We start from the raw sequence: 20,797 nt of genomic DNA on the forward strand, positions 1-20,797 counted from the left end.
AGGCTCGTTTTTGTTTTACCAAACATCAGAAATTTATCGATTTACTTCAATTTGATTGCCTGAACGAGCTAAGATCACAACACAGGTAGAACTTTTCGAGACAAAAATTGCAAGAAGACAGGAAACGCAGAATGATTCAGCTAAAGTGCTTATCATTACAGGCTTTACGTATTTTCTTACGCCAAACGTCACGCAGGAAGCAGTCATGAACAAACGATTACTCTGGTTAATGCCGCTCCTGCTCGTTCTGGCTGTTTATCTCATTCCAACACCTAAAAAGGATGCGCCTGACTTATATGACGGGCCTGATAAAAGGCTTATCAATAAGCTGGCAAAATTCAGGGAGATACCAACCCGTTCGATTAACGCCAGTGGTTATGACTGGCCTTATCTGGTATTGGGTAGCGGCCCCAAAACAATTCTTTTCCTGCATGGCATGACGGGTGGTTATGACTTCTGGTGGCAGCAAATGGCGGAGTTCAGTCACGATTATCGGGTCGTTAGCGTTACCTACCCGCCCGTTGATAATCTGCCCGATCTGGGCCGGGGAATTATCACTATCCTCGATAAAGAAAAAATTGATTCTACCGTGGTCGTCGGTAGTTCACTGGGCGGTTATCTGACCCAATATTTACTGGCTACATATCCCAAACGGGTTGAAAAAGCGGTGCTCGGCAATACGTTTCCGAAAAACGATATTCTCGAAGAAAAGAATAAATCAAAAATAGCCGTGGCCACCTGGGCACCCGAATGGGTAGTTATGAATAGCCTGCGTCAGAATCTATTCGATCAGGTGTTGCCTGCCTCCGAAAACAATCCACTGGCGAAGGCTCAATTGCTCGAAAACACATACGGTCGCATGTCGAAAGCGCAGTTTCTTGCCCGATACGATTGCGTTGTCGATAAATTTCAGCCAGTTGATGGGAAACAGACAAGGGTTCCATTGCTGATCATGGAATCCGATAATGATCCGCTTGTTTCCCCAGATCTGCGTGCCCAACTGAAACAATACTACTCAACGGCGCAAGTCCATACCTTTCACCATAAAGGGCACTTTCCTTACCTGAATGCAAGCGATGAGTATAACGCGGCTTTACGAAAATTTCTAACTCAATAGTGTAACCAATTAACCAGCCATATTCATGAAATTCATTTTTACCTCTCTGCTCATTGTAGGCTCAACAATTGCACTTTTTGCCCAAACCAAACAGATTATTCAACCCAAAGGCGTTCCACCTGGCCCCTATCCATTTAGCCTGGGCGTCATCAGCAATGGTTTACTTTTTGTAGCCGGCCAGGTTGGCACTGATCCACAGACAGGCAAACTGGTTCCGGGAGGGGTTGAAGCCGAAACGGAGCAAACCATCAAAAACATCAAAACGATTCTGGATGCGGGTGGCGTTACGCTGGACGATGTCGTGACCGTAACGGTTTATCTGAGCAACATGGACGATTTTCCGAAGATGAATGCGGTCTATCAGAAGTTCTTTAAAGCAGGCAGCTACCCGGCCCGAACAACTGTGGGCGTTGCCAAACTGGTCTTTGGAGCCAGCGTTGAACTGACCATGACGGCCGCTGTACCGAAAAAATAAACCTAGCCAGTAGAGCGACACCCGACAAGCTCATTGATCATCACCATGAACACCTTCACCAAACTACTCTCCCTTTTTTTATTACTCGGTGGGCAACTAACCATAGCCCAAAAGCCGAAAGCAGCCAAACAAACCGTTCCCCAATTGCAGACAGCCCTTCCGGTTCGACTTGAGCAGGAATTAATCCGTTTGTCCGATATTTCGGGCGGGAAAGTAGGCATCTGTGCGGTGCATCTCGAAAGCGGGAAAACCATCAGTCAAAACGGGAAAGACCATTTCCCGATGGCCAGTTCGTATAAAGTGGCCATTGCCACTCAGCTATTGACCCGTGTTGACAGTGGTAGCATTACCCTCGACCAGTTGATTCCGATCACTAAAAACGATCTGCACCCCGGCAGCGGTATGCTGACGGGACGGTTCAACTGGCCCAATTCGTCGAGTCCGCCGGTAGCACTTTCGGTCAGGAGCTTGCTGGAGCTTATGCTGCTCATTAGCGACAATAGCGCAACGGACGTTTGCCTGCGGCTGGCGGGAGGCCCTGATGCGGTGAATGGATGCATGAAACGGCTTGGTATCGACGGTCTTCAGGTTAATCGACCAACGGCCTGGCTCATTGCCGATTGCGTGGGCATTCCGATGGATATGAGTCAGGCCTGGTCGCCAGCCCGCTACGATTCGCTTGCCCGATTGTCTACACCCGAAAAACGGGAAGCGAGTTACATTGCCTTTGAGAATGATATCCGGGATACGTCAACTCCAGAGGCCATGACGCTGTTACTGTCGAAATTATATATGCAATCCGTATTAAAACCCGACAGCAAAGCACTCATCCTCGACATTATGAAGCGGTGTGAAACGGGTCTTGCCCGGCTGAAAGGTGCGTTGCCGCCCGACACCGAAGTGTTGCACAAAACAGGTACCATCGGACTGACAGCCAGCGATGTAGGCATCATTACGCTACCCGACAAGGCTGGTCATGTGGCGATTTCGGTATTTGTCAAATCATCGAAGAAAGACGGGGCCTTACGCGAACGAGCTATTGCCGAAGTCACCCGGACAATTTACGATTACTTCCTCTTTACGAATCAACTGTAGGCTGTAAGCCTAAATATCTTTGTTCTTGATTTTAGACTAAAGGTACTTTTACCCGAAACTCGATCGCGTCCTCTTCGATCGTTGGGCTTGGTTTGCCTAGTATCTGGTATTTAGTCAGGATGTTTGTCAGTCCCACACCGTTTGAGAGCACCCGACTGGGTTTACGTTGCAGGTTGTTGCTCACAATTAACTGCGATTGTTCGTTGGTGGTGAGCCGGATCGTGAGGGGTTGTTCGGGCAGGATAATGTTGTGTTTTACCGCATTTTCGACTAACAGTTGTAGCGTCAGCGGAGGAAGGTGCATGGCTTCAGAACCGGGCTGAATCTGAGTTACCAGCGTCAGCGCATCCCCATGACGGGTTTTCAGCAAATGGTAGTACGACTGAATAAATGCCAGTTCATCAGCCAGGGGTGTCAGCGGATTTTCGTTGGATCGCAGCAGATACCGATAGACAGTACTCAGTTCTTCGGCAAAGGCCTCCGCTTTTCCGGGATCTTCTCCAATGAGCGAAATGAGTGAATTCAGGCTATTGAACAGAAAATGCGGATTCACCTGCTGACGCAACGTATCTAATTGAGCCTGTAGCTGGGCTTTACTGAGCGTATCGACCTCCTTCCGTGACTGCTGCCAGTTTCCGAACGTGTCCATACTTTCGTAGGTAATGACCACAATGGCTACAATGATAGTTGTGAAGAGCAAGGCTAGTCCCAGTCGGGTAAGAGTGGGTTCAAAACCAGGCATTGCCATTAGCCAGTACAGGAAAAAGAGTACTGTCGTGTGTAGCATCGAACTGATGGAACAGGCCATAAATCGTCTGAAAGCCCGAACTACATATTCCTGAGGGTCTGGATGCAACTGGTTTATTTTTAGCGCAATGCTATTATTGACGTACCAATTCAGAAACGAATCGGCCAGAACGATACCGGTAGCCAGGGCAAACGTCGGCCAGCTTTGCCAGTAAGCATGCCCAATCAGCAACCAGTTTAAAATGCTGATATACAGAGGAAGAACAATAATCTGTAAAAGCCAATCGTATCGGGAATAGGCTAAAAACTTCATGATTTAAGGCAGAGAACCAGGTAATCAAAGCTACAAAATTCTCCCAAGCAATCAAGGCTATTTGCCCGGAAAGTACCTAAGTAATTATCTCCTCTCACTTTTCAAACAGTCAGAAGACCTACCACATCGTCACCAACTAAAGCCACTTCAACCACGGCTTTTACCGTTTCATGCATACCGTTGTTTCGGGTCGAAACTCAGGCCAATACCTTTGAACCCGTTAAACAACAAACCTCCGCACAAGCGGCCCTCTTTTCATGAAACCAAGCATGTTTACCCCCTCAAACCTCTTTACGTTTACGTTTATTAACCCAGTTAAAGGTCTTCTGACAGTACTGATCGCCAGCCTGCTCTTCATGACAGGCTGCAAAAAAGAAACGGATGTGAACCCTGGTGGCACCCTAACCGCCAACGCCGGACCCGATCAATCCGTACAGGTTGGTCAAACGGTCACACTCGATGGCTCGGCTTCCAACGACAGTCAGGGAAAACCGCTCTCGTATCAGTGGACTTTGTTGCGCAAGCCCGCCAAAAGTACGGTGACTCTCACTGGCGCTAGTTCATTCAAACCGACCTTCAAACCCGACGAAGTAGGTGAATACGAAGTAGAACTGACCATTACGGGTACGAACGGCAAAAGTACCGACAAAGTACTCATCGCGGCATCAGTCGCTGAACCACTGGCTATTAGTGCCAACATCACCGTTAAAACGAACCTCGTCGATCGCGTACTGAACCCAGATCTTCCTGACTACATTGTCACGAAAAACATTGATGTACAGCATGAACTGACCATTAATCCCGGTGTTGTGATCGCCTTTGAACGCGATGTACGAATGAACGTCATTGACGGTAGCGGTTTGCTGATTGCCAAGGGCACCGCCGATAACCGAATCAAGTTTGTGGGCGTACAGAAAACGAAAGGATTCTGGGTCGGCATCACACTTTATTCGGGCAGCAATGCCAACGTAATGGAGTATGTCGACGTTATGCACGCCGGAAGCCGGACCATCTACAGCACCACGAAATCGGCCCTGTTTCTGTCGGGCGGCAGCAAAGCACAGATTGCGCTGAATAACTGTCTGTTCTCGCAAAACGATGGGTATGGCATCTACGTCTATGATGGCGGTCTTCTCCGTGAATTTACGCAGAACACGTTCACCAGTAATACAGAATCGGGCATCCTCCTCGATGCAGCCAATGTGGCGAAACTGGACGCAGCGTCAACATTTACGGGTGGTAATGGTCGCAATGTAGTAGAAGTAACACCGTCGGGCATCAAAGGCAGCACCGAAGTGGTCTGGGCAGGTTTCAACGACAAAACCCCGTACCGAATCAGCGGTGACTTTACGGTTAATTCCGGTTGGAAACTAAATCCAGGGGTTACGCTCGAGATGAACCGCGACGCCGTTATCCGCATCAATACCGAAGGTTATCTGTCAGCCAAAGGCACAGCCAGCCAGAAAATTACGTTCACCGGTGCCGACCGCACGGCAGCTTACTGGAAAGGCCTTATCTGCTACTCTCAGGACGCGAAAAATCAGCTCGAAAACGCCGAGGTCAGCAATGGAGGTAGCACCGCAATTGTATCCGGTAAAAAGGCCAACATCGCGATCTATGGAACGAAAGCCGTCATGGCAATCAAAAACACCCGAATCAGTGGCAGCGGTGGCTACGGTGTTTATGTCGCCTATGGGGCATCGGCCAATACGGATCTAACTTCGGCCAATACCTATGAAGCAAACAGTCAGACGAATGTGCTGATTGAAAAGTAATTAACACCGACATATCCGTCAATAATGCCCCTGGTAAGATCGTATCACCGGGGGCATTCCCTATTCATGTTCGTTTTATTTTCCAGTACTCCTACCCTCTCACCTCCTAAGCCATTATTCGACTCATGACCTTTCAGATTTGGGGAGCCGTCTTTACGGGAATGGTCCTGTCGATCATGTTGTTGAACGTGGTCCAGTGGATCATTTACCGGAACCATCTGTATGGCCTGTATACGCTCTACATGCTGGCCTGGCTCTTCTATTTTGGTTTACGGGTGTACGAATTCCGAGACTGGTTTTCCGCAGAAACCAATTATTTCGTCCGGGCCGCTGCACCGATGGGAGCCTACTACGTCTATTTCGGTTTTGCCGATGCCATATTGGATCTACACCGGCGATTGCCCGGTTTCTATCGACAGTTGCAGTTTGTCAAGCTTGGCATTGTGATCTACGTGGCGAGTCAGTTTGTGCTTTGCTACGGATGGCCAGTCTGGTATCCTTCCGTTTACGAAGCCAGCTTCATTGCCATGCGGCTGGCTATGGCTGTTCTGGGCGTTTACGGAATCAGGCAAATGCTGACCTTACGCGACGCAGTATCTACCGCCTACGCTGTTGGCACAGGATTTCTGTTGATTGGCGGGCTGACGGCTATGTTTATGTCGCTCACCTGGCCCAATGAAGATTGGTCGGGACCCTTCTGGAATGTATCGATGTCGTATATGCAGATGGGCATTATTGCCGAACTAGTCTGTTGTTCGCTGGGTCTAAGTTATCGGCAACGACAGGCGGCCGTCCGGAATGTCAGGATGGAGCAGGAATTAACGAACGAGCGCGAAAAGCACCACCGCGATCAGTTGGAGGCAGAGCTGGCTATGCAACGCCTGGAACAGGAAAAAACGGAAGTACACATTCGGGCACTACAGGCCCAGGTAAACCCCCATTTTCTGTTCAATAGCCTGAATTCGCTGAGCGCGCTGATAGAAGACGACTCCCAGAGAGCTGTTGTTTTCCTGGACGAACTGAGTTCTGTTTATCGCTACTTGTTACGTGCCAATGATCAGGTGCTTATACCATTGGCCGATGAACTGGCATTTATTCGGTCCTACTGTCATTTGCTGCAAACCCGACACGGTAATGCCCTGCGTGTGGTATGCAATGTAAAGCCCTACCTCCTGAAGCGGCAGGTCCCCCCCTGACACTCCAACTGTTAGTCGAGAACGCGGTCAAGCATAACGTCGCACTGCCCGAACAACCATTGATTATTGCCATCGTTACCGATCAGGATGACCAGCTTCAGGTCCGTAACAACGTACAACGCAAAACGGCACGTGTGGTTTCCAATGGTATTGGTCTGGCTAATATCTGGTCGAAATACCAGATGCTGAACCAGACCATACCGACGATCCGCGAAGATGACGGTCAATTTACGGTAACCCTCCCCCTGATTACAGCCGATAATGCACTTCCAGAGGCTTCCCGAAATTTAACGCCCTAAATGAAATTACCCCGTGCGGGATAGCAATGTTTCTGGATGCAACTTCATGATAGATCTCGACCTGTAGTCGTTCCCATTGCTACACCAGAACGACTACCTTTCCCTGCGTTTTACCCGTTTCGATTTGTAGATGTGCTTCCCCCATTTCGTCAAAAGCAAAGGTTTGGGAAACATGCGCTCTTACGCGACCAACAGCCAGTAAGTCAGCCAGTTTCTGCATATCTTCACCATTCGAATGCACCCGTATCGGGAAACCGATCATTCCTTTGGCCTCTGCTTTTGCCTTTACCGCTTCGTTTTTTCCAGAGGGAATGCTAATGATAGTACCCCCTTTTTTCATCACTTCCAGCGAACTATCGATGTTCTCATCTCCAATTGTATCCAGAACAAAATCAATATCGTGGGTTGCTTCGGCCAAGGGTTGCGCTTTATAATCGATATGTTCATCGGCCCCCAGCGAGAGCACAAACTCTTTATTGGCTGCCGACGATGTACCGATCACATAAGCCCCGAGTTGTTTGGCAATTTGCACGGCAAAATGACCGACTCCTCCGGCGGCTGCGTGAATCAAAACCCGTTGGCCGGCCTGCACTTGCGCGTGCGAAACAATCGCCTGCCAGGCAGTTAGTGCAGCCAGGCTGGCAGCAGCAGCTTCCTTATGTGAAATAGAAGCCGGTTTTAGAGCCAGATGACTCGCTGGTGCTACAACATATTCAGCATAGGCTTTACCAATTCCGGGAAAGTTTACCATACCAAATACCTCATCGCCAGGATTTAACAAAGGTGATTTCGACTCAGTAACGAAGCCAGAAATATCCCAGCCCAGGATCATGGGGCTTTCATGTTGAAGGAGACCCGACATTCCTTTACCCGACCGGGTCTTTACATCGACGGGATTAACGCTGATCGCTTTTACTTGGACCAATACGTCGTTATCTGTACTTGCTGGCTTGGCTACGTCTGTTAAAACGAGGTTTTCAACTCCGCCAAAATTGGTAAGGATGATTGCTTTCATAAATAAATTTCAGTTGACCAGCGCAAAATTATACAGCAGATGGAGGTATTTTTCTGCACATAGTTTCGCTATTTCTGTATATTTATACCATGATGAAGGAAAACCTGCACGAACCATTCGAAATTGTCATCAAAGAACTGAACGAGTGTCCTAAGAAAGAGCACGAGCATACGTTTTTTGAACTGGTTTACATCCTCTCAGGAACAGGCCAGCAATGCATCAACAAGAATACATTCGCTTACCACGCGGGAAACCTGTTTCTGATCACACCGGATGACTCCCATTCGTTTACGATAGAAACAACTACCCAGTTTTTCTTTCTGCGGTTCAGCGATATATATATCAAAAACAGCACTCTTCAGTCCGACAGCGTTCAACGGCTGGAATTCATTCTACAAAATGCCAATCACGAGGCCACCTGTATTCTGAAAAATCAAACGGATAAGGCGCTGGTTAAACCAGTTATCGAAGCGATTATCCGCGAGTATGTAAACCGCAGTCTCTACAACAAAGAGCTGATTCATCAACTCGTCAATACACTGATTGTTGTGGTGGCCCGCAACCTTGCGATGTATCTGCCTGATCCGATCAATGAGCAATCGGAAGAAAAGGCGCTGGCTATTTTACAGTATATCCAGCATCACATTTACACTCCGGAAAAAATAAGTGCGGAAAGTCTGGGACGCCATTTCGGTATCTCGGAGTCGTATCTGGGACGCTATTTTAAAAAGCACACCAATGAGACGATGCAGGAATACATTACCCATTATCGGCTGAAGCTAATTGAAAACCGGCTGATGCACAGCGATATGCGAATTAACGAAATTGCGAACGAGCTAGGTTTTACGGACGAAAGCCACCTGAACCGTACGTTCAAAAAATACAAAGGTGTCAGTCCTACCGCTTTCCGAAAGACACAACGGCACAATCCAGCTTAAACGCTCTCTGGTAATAAAACTATAAAGGGCACCTGTGATGGGTGCCCTTTATAGCTCAGTTTTTATCGACGAATTTCAAATTACCTGCGTTATAGCGATCGCCCGTATCCGGATATTTTCGGAGCAGGTCTTCAATCTCCTGCAACGTCTGACCGGACAATTGCACATCGACACTCCCCGCATTTTCCACTAAATACTTCCGTTTTTTTGTACCTGGAATTGGAATTACGTTATCGCCCTGATGCAGTACCCAGGCCAGTGCCAATTGGGCGGGTGTACAACCCACGTTTTGGGCAATCTCAGCAAATTCCCGTGCCAGGCGGGTATTGTTATCGGCATGGTCGACCTGGTAACGAGGCAACGTTTTTCTGAAGTCACCATCCATTAATTCTGTCACATCCAGCGTGTTGGTCACCAACCCTCTGGCCAGCGGACTAAACGGTACAAATGAGATCCCAAGTTCTCGACAGAGGGGCAAAATTTCCGTTTCTACATCCCGCGTCAACAGTGAGTATTCGCTCTGTAAGGCAGAAATGGGGTGAACGGCATGTGCGCGCCGGATGGAGTTCGGGGAAGCTTCAGAAAGGCCAAGGTATTTGACTTTGCCTTCTTTGACCAGATCAGCCATTGCACCGACCATTTCTTCGATCGGAACATTCGGATCGACACGGTGGGCATAATACAAGTCAATAACATCGGTCTGTAATCGTTTCAAACTGGCTTCAACGGCTTGTTTCAGATAGGCCGGTGAGCCATTGAAGGTGGAAAACTTTCCGTTTCCTTCAGACACAAACCCAAATTTGGTGGCGATAAAAATCTTGTCCCGGTTGGGCTTCAGTACCTGTGAAATCAGCTCTTCATTTTTGCCGCTTCCGTAAATATCAGCAGTATCCCAAAAGTTAATGCCCAGTTCGAGGGCTTTGTGCAGGGTAGCAATGGACTCGACATCATCGGGTTGCCCATAGGCATGGCTCATGCCCATACATCCGAGTCCAATAGCTGACAATTGGCTATCCGTGTTGCCTAAGGTTCTGTATTTCATATAAAGAGGTTCGATATTCTCGGTTGATATCCTGGTGAACATCAATTGGCAGCTCTAAAATTCGAATACTATTGTTAACTCCTATGCTTCCAATTTAATGAGTTGATTCTGGTGCTTTACCAGTACTTACGTTTATCAGGAACGGATTTTAGCAACAAAGAAATTTCGTTCCCCATAAGTGAATACGATTTGGTCGACATTGCACAAGCTTAAGTCAGCTTCTCATATTATTATTTGACTATCAACTATTTGACTTTTATTTTCATAAAAATTCGTTCCCAACTCCAGAAATGGTCAATACAATGAAACAGGCTTTTCACCGCTTACACGACTATTGGGCTAAGTTTATCCGTTTACTGTTCCCTGACAGAAATGAAAATCAGCATAAGACAGCTCAGTACATCGAGAACCCAGATGATATAGGAATCCTCCATTACAGCATACCTGGCAGAAGTTTTACCGGATCTATTTATAAAGGACGTATCCTGAAATAGGTACAAAGTCCGAGTTTGGAATCGAGGATAAATTGAGTTAATGCCATTAACTCATACTGCAACTATTTCCCTAATTTGCTTTGAATCAAGGCTACAATTTCCTTGCGATTTCTGGATTTGGCAAAATCCAGCGGAGATTTCCCATCGTTCGAAAGCAGGCTCAAATCCGCATTAGCCGCTAACAGTAATTTGACAATGTCAACATTATCCTGCCAAATCGCATCGTGTAAGGCGGTATAACCGTTGTAAGGCCCTTGTTTATTGATATCAATATTGTATTCGATCAGAAGTTTAGCCGCTTCGGTTCGGCCAGCATAAGCAGCGGCATGCAAAGCGGTGGCCTTCATTCCCGGATCAACGGCACGTACATCAGCGCCAGCTTCCAATAGTAATTTGACGATTTCGTTGTATCCCTTATAAGCGGCAATGACCAACGGAGCATCCTGATTGGCATCCAGTTCATCAACATCAGCACCATTTTGAATAAGTTGCTCAACAAGCGAACGGTTGTTTTTATTGATGGCATTCATTAAAGCTGTCATATCAAATCCTCTATTTTAGGTAAATAAATCAGTTAATAAGGAAGGTTGGTAAGCGTTATCAAGACCTGAGACATTCCCTCCGGAAATGGCCTGCGGCACAAATTACTACATGTTTACAACTTGAAAAAGCATCCTTTCTTTTTCTACAACAAGACCACATCAGCCAATCCAGGTAGCCACTCGAATCAAGTTCTACCAGTTACAGGTCAGCCTCTAAGACTCCATAACCAGATGTACTGAGTAACCCACACGGCAAATATCGGCCGAGGTCGTTATATTTGTTCAACCATAACGTCAACTGGCATTTTTCAGTCACTGCATCATGCATAGCTTTTTCCTGAATCAGAATACCGTTCTGCCCAATCGTATCCGCTACGCTTCGGCAGTCCTCTGTTTGTTCGTTTTTTTACTGGTTACCAGCACCAAAGCACAGACTGTACTCACAATTTCGGGTGAAGTGACCAAACCGCTCACCTTGCAGGCAGCCGACATCAAAGCCATGCCTCATACCAGCGTGACGGGTAAAGACAGAGACGGGAAAGAGCATCAGTACTCAGGAATTCCTCTGGTTAATCTGCTCAAACTGGCAGGAGCCACTCTGGGTGGGGAACTACGCGGAGAAAATCTGGTCAAATATGCAGTTGTAAAAGCCATCGACGGCTATGAGGTTCTGTTTGCCCTTCCCGAAATTGATCCTGAGTATGCCACACGTACCATTCTGTTAGCCGACAGCGTCGATGGGAGTCCCTTGCCACAGGGTGTAGGCCCTTACCGGGTGGTCGTTCCCGGCGAAAAAAAACCAGCTCGCTGGATTCGGGAAGTCAAATCCATTGAGATTCGCTTTGCTAAATAATTGACTATATGCGCATTGTAAAATTCTGCCTGGCAATTGCGCTCATGATCGCATTGGTATCGGCCTGGAAACAGCCCGACGAGCCTATGCCAACCGGTCCCTATGCCTTACAGTATCCGGCTTCATTTGGTGGGCGGTTCACTATTCCGGCCAACAATCCATTAACGCAGGAAGGCGTTTACCTCGGAAGACTCCTGTTTTATGAACCTCGCCTTTCGAAAACAAACACCATTTCCTGCGGCAGTTGCCATCAGCAGAATCGCGCATTTACCGACGGAAGAGCACTCAGTATAGGTGTTAGCGGCAAGCCAACAAGCCGCAATTCAATGTCATTAGCCAACTTGTTGTGGGTTCGTCAGTTTTTCTGGGATGGGCGGGCGGCCAGTCTGGAGGATCAGGTAAGAGTTCCCCTCACCCACACCGACGAAATGGGAATGGCTCCCGAAGAAGCGGCTAAAGCGTTACAACAGACTGGCTTCTACCCTGCCCTTTTTCGACGTGTGTTTGGTTCAGACACGATAACCGATGCCCGGATCAGCAAAGCCATAGCACAATTCGAGCGTACGTTGATCTCGGCCAATTCGCGCTATGATCAATATCAGCAAGGGCATTATACGCTTACTGAAGCGGAACAGAATGGCCTTCACTTATTTTCTTCGGCTCCGGCTCCCGAACGGGGCATCCGGGGTGGCAACTGTGCCCACTGTCACGGCGGTCTCAAACTGGTTCAGGAATTGTTTCACAACAATGGTCTGGATCAGGTAGCACCGGATGCGGGCCGACAGACCATAACCGGGCTTGGGCTGGATCATGGGCGGTTTCGGGTACCAACACTGCGGAATATCGCTCTTACGGCACCCTACATGCACGATGGTCGCCTGGCCACTCTAGAGGCTGTTATCGATCACTACAGCGATCATATCCAATCCAGTCCAAGCCTGAGCCGCGAACTGATGGCAGATTCTGATAAGCCAACAGGGTTTCATTTCACCACGAAAGAGAAGTCAGATCTACTGGCATTTCTACCCCTCCTGACAGACTCATCATTCGTTACTAACCCGCAGTTTTCAGACCCTAACAACCTAAAGCGCACTGCAGTTAAACCTCATCATTCCACCAATTGATTGCTCATGAAAAAACTCCTGCTTATTCTGTTCCTTTGGCCTGCCTGTCTATTCGCACAACCGCTCCGGGTGGCTGTAGCCGCCAATGCGCAGTTTGTGATGGAGCAACTTCGAACTGCTTTTCAGAAAAAAACGGGTATTTCGGTAGAGGCAATTGTCAGTTCGTCGGGTAAACTGACGACCCAGATTCAGCAGGGTGCTCCGTACGACGTGTTTTTATCCGCCGATATGTCGTATCCCGAAACGCTGCATAAGGAAGGGTTGACAGAGGATGCTCCCGTTGTGTATGCTTACGGAACGCTCGTACTCTGGACAATGGGCAACCTACCGCTTGCCACCGACCTCAAAGTACTGACCAATCCGGCAGTTCGGCACATTGCGCTGGCCAATCCGGCCAAAGCACCGTATGGTGAAGCCGCTGAAGGATTACTAAAATACGCCAACTTGTTCGTTCAGGTAAAGGCAAAGATTGTATACGGCGAAAGCATTGCCCAGGTCAACCAGTATGTATTGACTGGCTCGGCAGAAATCGGGTTTACCGCCAAATCGGTTGTCCTGGATTCTACCCTGAAGCAGCGGGGACACTGGATCGAATTACCAGCCAAAGGTTATTCGCCCATTGCCCAGGGCGTTGTAGTGCTTAAACGAACAACGCAGGCAAAAGCAGCTCAGCAATTTGTCGAATTTTTGCGTAGCCCGACCGCCCGGCGTATTTTGCAGCGTTTTGGCTATCGCCTGCCTTAAAATCAGTTTACGGTTTGTACTTCCCGATGAGCCACGATGGCATAGGGTATGTCAGATTTCAGAGGGCCCAATCCTGTAAACCAAAACTGTATTCGTATGCCCATCGATTGGGAACCCATCTGGCTTACCTTACGCCTGGCCAGTATGACAACATTCATTTTACTGCTTATTGGTGTACCTCTGGCAGGATGGCTTGCCTTGAGCCGGTTTCGGCTCAAACCTGTAGTCGAAACGCTTATTAGTTTACCCTTAGTCCTTCCTCCTTCGGTCGTCGGTTTTTACCTACTGCTGGCTTTTAGTCCAACGGGCTGGCTGGGAGCATGGCTCCTGCGTGTGGTTAATCTTCAGCTGGTCTTTTCGTTTGAAGGGCTGGTTTTAGCATCATTACTGTATAGTCTGCCTTTTATGGTCCATCCTATTCAGGCAGGGCTGGAAAATCTGCCGACATCCTGGCGAGAAGCAGCCTACACGTTAGGTCAGTCGCCAGTCAGAACCCTCTGGCGTGTATTACTTCCCAATTGCAAACCGGCTCTATTGACTGGTATTGTTTTATCATTTGCGCACACAATCGGCGAATTTGGGCTTGTTCTGATGATTGGGGGAAATCTGCCGGGGCAAACGCGCGTAGCTTCCATTGCGATTTACGATGAAGTCGAACTTCTGCATTTCGAGTCGGCACACGCCTATGCCGCTCTGTTATTAGGCTTGTCTTTTCTGATTTTATTACTGGTGTATGCTGTCAACAAACGGGTAACGGTATGATTCAACTGGATATTACCATGCCGCGCCTGTTTGCCGAAGGAGTTACTGAACTTCAGGTCCAGCTTGAGCTGGCCACGGGTAGCCTGACGGCTTTAGTTGGTCCTTCGGGTTCAGGTAAAACAACCTTGCTTCGGGTTCTGGCCGGACTGGAAAAACCTCGACTTGGTCGTATTGAAGTACAGGGGGGAACCGTGTGGCTCGATACAGCTCATGGGATCAATCAACCTCCACAAAAGCGGTCGATTGGTTATGTTTTTCAGGACACAGCCCTGTTTCCGAACATGACCGTACGCGAAAATATTCAGTTTGCGGCTCCTCCCGATCAACGCAAACTAGTTGACTCGTTAATTCAGGAAACGGGACTGGAACGTTTTGTTAACCAAAAACCAGTGGCATTATCAGGTGGTCAGCAGCAACGGGTTGCCCTGGCTCGTGCTCTGGTTCGACGACCAACGGTATTATTGCTGGATGAGCCTTTTGCCGCTCTTGACCCAGAGGCCAGTCAGCAACTTCGGCAGTTATTGTTAAACCTTCATCAGAGCTGGGGCACAACAACGTTATTGGTTAGCCATCACGAAACCGATGTTGATGTTCTGGCAGATCGGATCATTCGGCTCGTGCAGGGTTCGATTCAAAGCGATCGGGCAGGAACGAAAACGTTAAACCTGATTAACGCTCAACCTGAACGAATCCTGCGAATTTATTTTGATGAAACCCATCAGCAGTGGGTTATCGAAACCGCTACCGTTCTGCTGCGGTCTGCCAATCCTGCCTGGGCCCGACTTCATGTAAATGATGTTATACGCGTATCGCTGTCCTGACGCCTTAAAATGCTTGCGTTCGATCATCGGAGGTACAGAATATCTATCAACCTGGACCAGTCATGCCACCTGCCCTGGTTACCAGATCTCATAGAAAATGATTTTTTGCCTCAAAACAGCATTGGCCCGTTAATGAGCTAACGGGCCAATGAAGCAAGTTTATCTCACAATTTGAAGATCCTCGCTAGTCGGACTTCTCTTTGCCTGATCAAGAGACGGTGAGCACTTCTCCCATTTTCTCTTTCTCCAGAGCCAGGAGTTTCCGGTGGAGCCTTTCCCGTTCGGCGGCAATGGCCGGATCATTATACAGCGGGTTATTCTCGTTTGCCAGGTTATTGGTTTCCAGTGGATCGCTTTCCAGATCATACATTTCGTACTCTCTTGGATAACTCTGGGGTGGAACCTGCTCTGGTGGAGCTATGTAAAAATAATACGCATATTTCCAGCGTTTCTCACGGATGCACCGGATGCGGTTGGCTGCGGGCAATGGATTGATACTGTTGCCATTGCCAGCCCGAAAATCATCGAATGTAAACAGAATCGATTCCTGAACTACCTCCGTCGTCTTCGGATTTCGGATAACCGGAGAGAGATCGTTGCCCCGAAACGTATAATTAAGCGGGTTGCCAAGTTTAAGAAGCCCATTTACGGTTGGCATCATATCGACAAGGCTGAATAGCTGACTGCTTACCTCCGCCTTTTGAAAGAGAACGGGATTCGAAATGACCAGCGGAATACTCATGGTTTCTTCGTAGGCGTTGAATATTTTCTGCCGCATTCCATTATGTGTCAGCCCCATTTCACCATGATCGGCCGTACGAATGATCAGTGTATTGTCGGCCAGCGATCGCCCGGTTACGGTGTCGAAGGTCTGATAAAGCACATCCAGCACGGTATTGATCTGCGTGTCGGCATGGGCAATGAGGTTGCCATAAAAATTCAGGTACTGCCGCTTCATTTCGTCGGTTGGGAGAGGCCCAAGTCCATCTGCCAGATACGGAACCAGCATTTGCTGGACAGTTGGTTTCTGACTCAGGTCTTCGTTTACCGTAGCCGGCAACTCAATATCACCTTTCAGGTATTCAGGTGAATAATCATTCTTCCAGTCTTTTGGGAAAGCCAGTACATCGTGGGGGTTTACGAGCGAGAGAAACAGAGCAAAGGGTTCAACGTTGTTTCCCCGCTGTACCTGATACAAAAAATCGAGAGCCTGACTGACGTAGTCCAGGTCATGGTTCGCCAGTCCGCCCCCGAAATGTTCGGGTGCCACATCTTCACCGGCATCGGGTGGAATCCAGCCCGAATAACCATAGGCCAGCAGGTCTTCGCTGGTCATGCTGTCAAATCTGCCATCGGCTCCCTTCGATAAATGCCACTTCCCGATGTAGCTAACCTTATAGCCGCTCTCAGTAAGCATATATGATAGATTCGGGGCACTGGTCGAGAGGGTTGGCTCCTGATTCGAATAGGTCATATCCTGGGTCAGAGTCAGAATCACATTGTGTTCGGAAGGATACAATCCCGTGAACAGGGTCGCGCGGCTTGGTGAACACATGCAGGTGCTGCAAAACGCCTTCGTGAAGGTGATGCCATGTTTACGCAGGCGGGGCATTGCGGTCAGATTCTGCTCTTCCCAGCCAGGTGGAAAGTGCATTAAACCCCGATCCTGGTCAGTAATGATAAACAACAGATTGGGCCGGTCAGGCAGGGGGCTTTTTGGCGGTACTGGTTTGCTGGGTTGCATAGGAATAGGGTCTTGAGGTATAATGAATCCCTTAATTTGACTGGTAAGTTGCGACCAGCCAAAAGCCTATGCTAACACTCACGTTACATTAACTAACAAGAATGTTTCATCTTGAGATATTATTCAAATTAAAAGTGCCTAAAATTTACAAAATCACAAAATTGAACACTTTATACTACCTTCAGGAATTTATATAGTGGAAGTAACTTCCTGACCTATACAGTTTTTACAAATCATTCGATTATTGACTACTGGTTCGAGCACTAAAAAGCCGCGTTCAGTTTTTGCTGACGCGGCTTTTTAAATGATTTAGCTAAATAGTATTGCTGAAAACCTTACTGTCCCGGCCCCTTCAGATATTTATCCAGAAATTCCTTTACCGCTTTGTAGGCCGTGATTTCATTCTCTTTTTTGACAAAGCCGTGCCCTTCATCGGGGAAAGTAACGTATTCAACCGGAACACCGTTTTTCTTCACGTTTGCCACAATTTCATCCGACTCAATCTTCAATACGCGTGGATCGTTGGCCCCCTGAATAACAATGAGTGGTTTTTTGATGCGCGCCGTATGGAAAAGAGGAGATTTATTATACAATGCTACTGAATCGGTTTTAGGATTTCCGATCTCTTTGAACATCGCTTCCCGTTGCGGCCCCCACCACTCGGGCATGCTATTGAGCGTACGAAGCCAGTTGGCTACCCCAAAAATATCAACCCCTACGGCAAACTCTTCGGGTGTGAAGGCAAGGCCTGCCAGTGTCATGTAGCCACCATACGAGCCGCCCATGATACCAATTTTTACCGGATCGACGTAGCCTGTTTGTGTCAAAAACTTCTTCGATTCTACACAGTCTTTAAGGTCAGCATCACCATGTTTACGATCATCGGCCGCAAAAAATGTTTTTCCATACCCTGAACTCCCCCGGTTATTGACAGCCAAGACCACATAACCACTATTAACCAGATACTGCGTCAGGGGCGAATAGGTCAGGCGCGTCTGTCCACCGGGTCCCCCATGAATCTGTAAAATAGCCGGAAGCTTTGTACCCGGTTTCACATCTTTGGGTTTGTAGAGCAGAGCCGGCACTTCCATCCCATCAAACGATTTAAAATGAACCACCTCACCCGACACCAGATCGTCGCCATTGATTTCGGGGTTCAACCCTCGGACTAAAGGAGCGGCCTTACCTGTTTTCAGATCATAGGAAAACAATGTCGACGGTGAGTTTGAACTATTGACAAAGAAAATCATTCGGCCTTCACTGTCAGCAATATTTACACCCGTAACGTCACCACCAGGCATCGGGGGTAGTTTAATGGGTTGATTGGTGCGGGTATCAATAATTTTGAGTTCAGTACGGGCGTCATTATTGACCGATAATACCCGGTAACGGCCTTTATAGGAAAGGTAATCACCAGCAATATCCCAGTTTGCTTTATCCAGAACCGTACTCTGGCCTGTTGACAGATCATATGCTTTTACGTAGGCGAACTCATTCCCTTCATCGGTCGAGATGAGCAGTTTTTTACTGTCGGGCGAGAATCCTTCCGGGCCGTTATTTACTTCTCCTTCATGTTTGGTCAGCAGTTTGTTTTCTTTCGTTTGTATGTCGTACAAATACACATCACCGTTCGTGGATGTATAAGGCTTGGACAAAGCAATGTAACGCTTATCTGGTGACACATCACCGGGAAAAAAGCTACCGGGGTTTTCGAAAATCAACCTGGGCTTCATTGTCGTCAAATCCATCTCAAATACATCAAAAGCGGCCTTATTGCGTTGATTTGACTGATAGAAAAAGCTCTTCCGGTCATGACTTAAGCCACCAAACTGAAATTTGGCTTTCTCGCCTGGGGTTAGATCCGATACAGCTCCATCTCGCTCGCGTAGGTAAATATGATTCAGTTCATTGCCACCCTGATCACTGCTATACAGGATTCGACCATCGGTCAGGTAACCAATCACGAAGATGGCATCGGTTTTTGAGAAGGTCAGTTGTTTGGGCTGCCCCCCCCCATTGAACGGAATTTCATAGAGGTTGAAGACGCCATCCTGGTTACTGCTAAACAACACGGTCTGCTCATCGGGCGAGATGTCGGCGCCACCAAAACGGATCGTTTTCATGAACTGCTCAATGGTATAGCTACGGGGAGCAGCCCGCTTCGGCGCAGGGCCCGCCAGAACGACATATGCCGCTATGGAAAGACTTGCTGTCAGAAGCAGATGCGGTAAAAACTGTCTTTTCATGATCTTGACGAATTAATGGGAGACGGAATTTTTAGGATTGGTGCGTTTACATGGTGTCCAATAACGCAAAAACTGAAAGCGGTTCCGTTGGATAGAATCACCCTGGCAGTAAATCTACTTATTAAACAGCATGTCGAATAATGACGTGCTAAAGTTTTGCAAATCAATTGAGTGAAAGGTCATTTCGCCGATTTCGCAGGCGTTTCCAAGATTATTTCTGACCACTCCGCTACCTGGCTACCCATTGACGTATTTCCCGTAGATTATGAAATTGTTAAGATTAATCCATACCAAATCATGGTTTGATAACCTTATTTACTTTTGCGTATCGTAACAACTTTATTTTTGTGAACCGCATTCGTTTCGCTTTCTTCCTGACAGTCAGTCTCCTTTCGTTCATTTCACAACGTAGTTTTGCACAAACGTCGCTAACACCTGCCACACCCTGGGGCTCCTGGCTGATTGGCACGCTTCAACTTCCGGGTGGAGAGAAAAAATGGGGAGGATTTGCTGAAGTTCAGGCCCGAAGTAATGGGGTAATGCAGCAATTCTTTTACCATGAACTGAAAGGCGGGGTCAGTTATGACATCGACCGTAATTTTACGCTAACGCTCGCGGGCGGGCATTATGCAACCTACGATTATCAGGCCTTGGCCGACGGTCCACTTAATTCCGAAAAGCGTTTCTGGGAACAGCTTATCATCAATCAATACCTGTCGCGGGTGAAATTCGAGCATCGGTATCGCATTGAGCAACGCTGGTTCACCTATCGGGATGGCTCCCATCCGTTCCGCAACCGTATCCGTTACCGGCTCAATACGTTCGTACCACTCAATAACCGGACGATTACCGACAAAACCGCTTTTTTGTCGGTTTACGACGAAGTTTTCCTCAATCCTGTCGGGCCAACTTTCGAACGCAACCGCTTCTATGCCGGGGCGGGTTATCAGCTAGACAAGAACTGGATTATCCAGATCGGCTGGGTAAATCAGACAAACTACAGCCCGGCCACTTTTGAGCGGGGTGTATTTACGCCCCAGGCCGCATCTGGGAAAAATAACATAGTGCTGGGGTTAACTTATCGAATCTCACGCCGGAGTGGCAATCAGGAGAAATTGCCCTCACAACCCGACTGATTTCTGCACTTCTTATTGCCGTTCTGTAAAAAATACGACGAATATACCGGTCGCATTGTCGGTTATTTCCTCATGCTTTTTATTTTTGTCGGATAAGTTGGAAAATGGTGTCTTCCCGGAATTATTCTAATTAAGTCTGATGACAGCTGTATTCTACAACTCATTCTGTAGTTACAGAAACTATGTTTTTTTATTTCTCCGGACTCTTGCAGCATACCTACACTATATACTTTCTCAGGCGCGTTCAAACAGCTTCTGGCACACTTCGTTGGCGGCCTGATGTACTGGCCACGGAAAGCAGAGGATTAAACTTTTACTT

19 protein-coding genes are annotated in these 20,797 nt (G+C 47.8%); 13 read left to right on the plus strand and 6 right to left on the minus strand.

Translation table 11 applies throughout. The features are described 5' to 3' along the window. Positions 1 to 55 precede the first annotated feature (55 nt). From G8759_RS20575 to bla, 3 genes are read left to right on the plus strand one after another with little or no spacing between them, the layout of a single operon-like run. Positions 56 to 1,117, plus strand: a complete 1,062-nt coding sequence (locus G8759_RS20575; protein ID WP_232073885.1) for an alpha/beta fold hydrolase — start codon at positions 56 to 58, stop codon at positions 1,115 to 1,117. Positions 1,118 to 1,142: 25 nt separating this feature from the next. Then, the gene (locus G8759_RS20580) at positions 1,143 to 1,592 is read left to right on the plus strand and encodes a RidA family protein (protein WP_167211716.1); all 450 of its coding nucleotides are present in this window, start codon (positions 1,143 to 1,145) and stop codon (positions 1,590 to 1,592) included. A 45-nt stretch (positions 1,593 to 1,637) separates the two neighbouring features. Continuing rightward, positions 1,638 to 2,687: a class A beta-lactamase gene (gene bla / locus G8759_RS20585; protein ID WP_167211719.1), complete on the plus strand. Its 1,050-nt coding sequence runs from the start codon at positions 1,638 to 1,640 to the stop codon at positions 2,685 to 2,687. Positions 2,688 to 2,718: 31 nt separating this feature from the next. On the opposite strand, the gene G8759_RS20590 is transcribed toward bla, so the two are convergent. Beyond that, positions 2,719 to 3,747 (minus strand): sensor histidine kinase, encoded by a 1,029-nt coding sequence (locus G8759_RS20590; RefSeq protein WP_167211721.1) that lies wholly within the window; start codon positions 3,745 to 3,747, stop codon positions 2,719 to 2,721. Between the two features lie 257 nt (positions 3,748 to 4,004). Between G8759_RS20590 and G8759_RS20595 the strand changes: the two genes are divergently transcribed. The 3 genes from G8759_RS20595 to G8759_RS35975 all read left to right on the plus strand — a co-directional run bounded on the left by G8759_RS20595 (position 4,005) and on the right by G8759_RS35975 (position 7,017). Further along, a complete protein-coding gene (locus G8759_RS20595) occupies positions 4,005 to 5,522 on the plus strand; it encodes a right-handed parallel beta-helix repeat-containing protein (protein WP_167211724.1) in 1,518 nt (505 codons plus the stop codon). 125 nt (positions 5,523 to 5,647) lie between these two features. Then, positions 5,648 to 6,718 carry a sensor histidine kinase gene (locus G8759_RS35970; protein WP_232073886.1) on the plus strand — a complete coding sequence of 357 codons (1,071 nt, stop codon included), beginning with the start codon at positions 5,648 to 5,650 and terminating at the stop codon, positions 6,716 to 6,718. Continuing rightward, entirely contained in the window at positions 6,673 to 7,017 is a 345-nt protein-coding gene (locus G8759_RS35975; protein WP_232073887.1) for a LytS family sensor histidine kinase, read from the plus strand. The genes G8759_RS35970 and G8759_RS35975 overlap by 46 nt, the downstream gene beginning before the upstream one ends. 79 nt (positions 7,018 to 7,096) lie before the next feature. On the opposite strand, the gene G8759_RS20605 is transcribed toward G8759_RS35975, so the two are convergent. Continuing rightward, positions 7,097 to 8,032 (minus strand): NADP-dependent oxidoreductase, encoded by a 936-nt coding sequence (locus G8759_RS20605; protein WP_167211727.1) that lies wholly within the window; start codon positions 8,030 to 8,032, stop codon positions 7,097 to 7,099. Positions 8,033 to 8,121: 89 nt separating this feature from the next. On the opposite strand from G8759_RS20605, the gene G8759_RS20610 reads away from it, so the two are divergent. Further along, positions 8,122 to 8,970: an AraC family transcriptional regulator gene (locus tag G8759_RS20610; RefSeq protein WP_167211730.1), complete on the plus strand. Its 849-nt coding sequence runs from the start codon at positions 8,122 to 8,124 to the stop codon at positions 8,968 to 8,970. A gap of 55 nt (positions 8,971 to 9,025) precedes the next feature. On the opposite strand, the gene G8759_RS20615 is transcribed toward G8759_RS20610, so the two are convergent. Together G8759_RS20615 and G8759_RS20620 are read right to left on the minus strand one after the other, a co-directional pair. Continuing rightward, positions 9,026 to 10,012, minus strand: a complete 987-nt coding sequence (locus tag G8759_RS20615) for an aldo/keto reductase (RefSeq protein WP_167211733.1) — start codon at positions 10,010 to 10,012, stop codon at positions 9,026 to 9,028. A gap of 556 nt (positions 10,013 to 10,568) precedes the next feature. Further along, positions 10,569 to 11,048, minus strand: a complete 480-nt coding sequence (locus tag G8759_RS20620) for an ankyrin repeat domain-containing protein (protein WP_167211736.1) — start codon at positions 11,046 to 11,048, stop codon at positions 10,569 to 10,571. Positions 11,049 to 11,370: 322 nt separating this feature from the next. Here G8759_RS20620 and G8759_RS20625 point away from each other — a divergent pair, with 322 nt between their 5' ends. The 5 genes from G8759_RS20625 (at position 11,371) to G8759_RS20645 (ending at position 15,352) form a co-directional block, all read left to right on the plus strand. Next, complete coding sequence (locus G8759_RS20625) at positions 11,371 to 11,901, plus strand: molybdopterin-dependent oxidoreductase (protein WP_232073888.1); 531 nt, start codon at positions 11,371 to 11,373, stop codon at positions 11,899 to 11,901. An 8-nt stretch (positions 11,902 to 11,909) separates the two neighbouring features. Continuing rightward, on the plus strand, positions 11,910 to 13,025 hold the full coding sequence (locus tag G8759_RS20630; RefSeq protein ID WP_167211739.1) for a cytochrome-c peroxidase: 1,116 nt from the start codon (positions 11,910 to 11,912) through the stop codon (positions 13,023 to 13,025). 6 nt (positions 13,026 to 13,031) lie between these two features. Beyond that, complete coding sequence (modA, locus tag G8759_RS20635) at positions 13,032 to 13,769, plus strand: molybdate ABC transporter substrate-binding protein (protein WP_167211742.1); 738 nt, start codon at positions 13,032 to 13,034, stop codon at positions 13,767 to 13,769. A 96-nt stretch (positions 13,770 to 13,865) separates the two neighbouring features. Beyond that, complete coding sequence (gene modB / locus G8759_RS20640) at positions 13,866 to 14,531, plus strand: molybdate ABC transporter permease subunit (RefSeq protein ID WP_167211745.1); 666 nt, start codon at positions 13,866 to 13,868, stop codon at positions 14,529 to 14,531. After that, the gene (locus G8759_RS20645) at positions 14,528 to 15,352 is read left to right on the plus strand and encodes an ATP-binding cassette domain-containing protein (protein ID WP_167211748.1); all 825 of its coding nucleotides are present in this window, start codon (positions 14,528 to 14,530) and stop codon (positions 15,350 to 15,352) included. The genes modB and G8759_RS20645 overlap by 4 nt, the downstream gene beginning before the upstream one ends. A gap of 208 nt (positions 15,353 to 15,560) precedes the next feature. On the opposite strand, the gene G8759_RS20650 is transcribed toward G8759_RS20645, so the two are convergent. Next, positions 15,561 to 17,096, minus strand: coding sequence for a sulfatase-like hydrolase/transferase (locus G8759_RS20650; RefSeq protein WP_167211751.1), 1,536 nt, complete (start codon positions 17,094 to 17,096; stop codon positions 15,561 to 15,563). 335 nt (positions 17,097 to 17,431) lie between these two features. Beyond that, positions 17,432 to 19,342, minus strand: a complete 1,911-nt coding sequence (locus G8759_RS20655) for a S9 family peptidase (protein WP_167211754.1) — start codon at positions 19,340 to 19,342, stop codon at positions 17,432 to 17,434. A 347-nt stretch (positions 19,343 to 19,689) separates the two neighbouring features. Between G8759_RS20655 and G8759_RS20660 the strand changes: the two genes are divergently transcribed. Beyond that, positions 19,690 to 20,478, plus strand: a complete 789-nt coding sequence (locus G8759_RS20660; protein WP_167211757.1) for a DUF2490 domain-containing protein — start codon at positions 19,690 to 19,692, stop codon at positions 20,476 to 20,478. The last annotated feature ends 319 nt before the right edge of the window (positions 20,479 to 20,797 follow it).

The organism is Spirosoma aureum, from assembly GCF_011604685.1.
In the GTDB taxonomy this organism is placed as follows: Bacteria; Bacteroidota; Bacteroidia; order Cytophagales; family Spirosomataceae; genus Spirosoma; species Spirosoma aureum.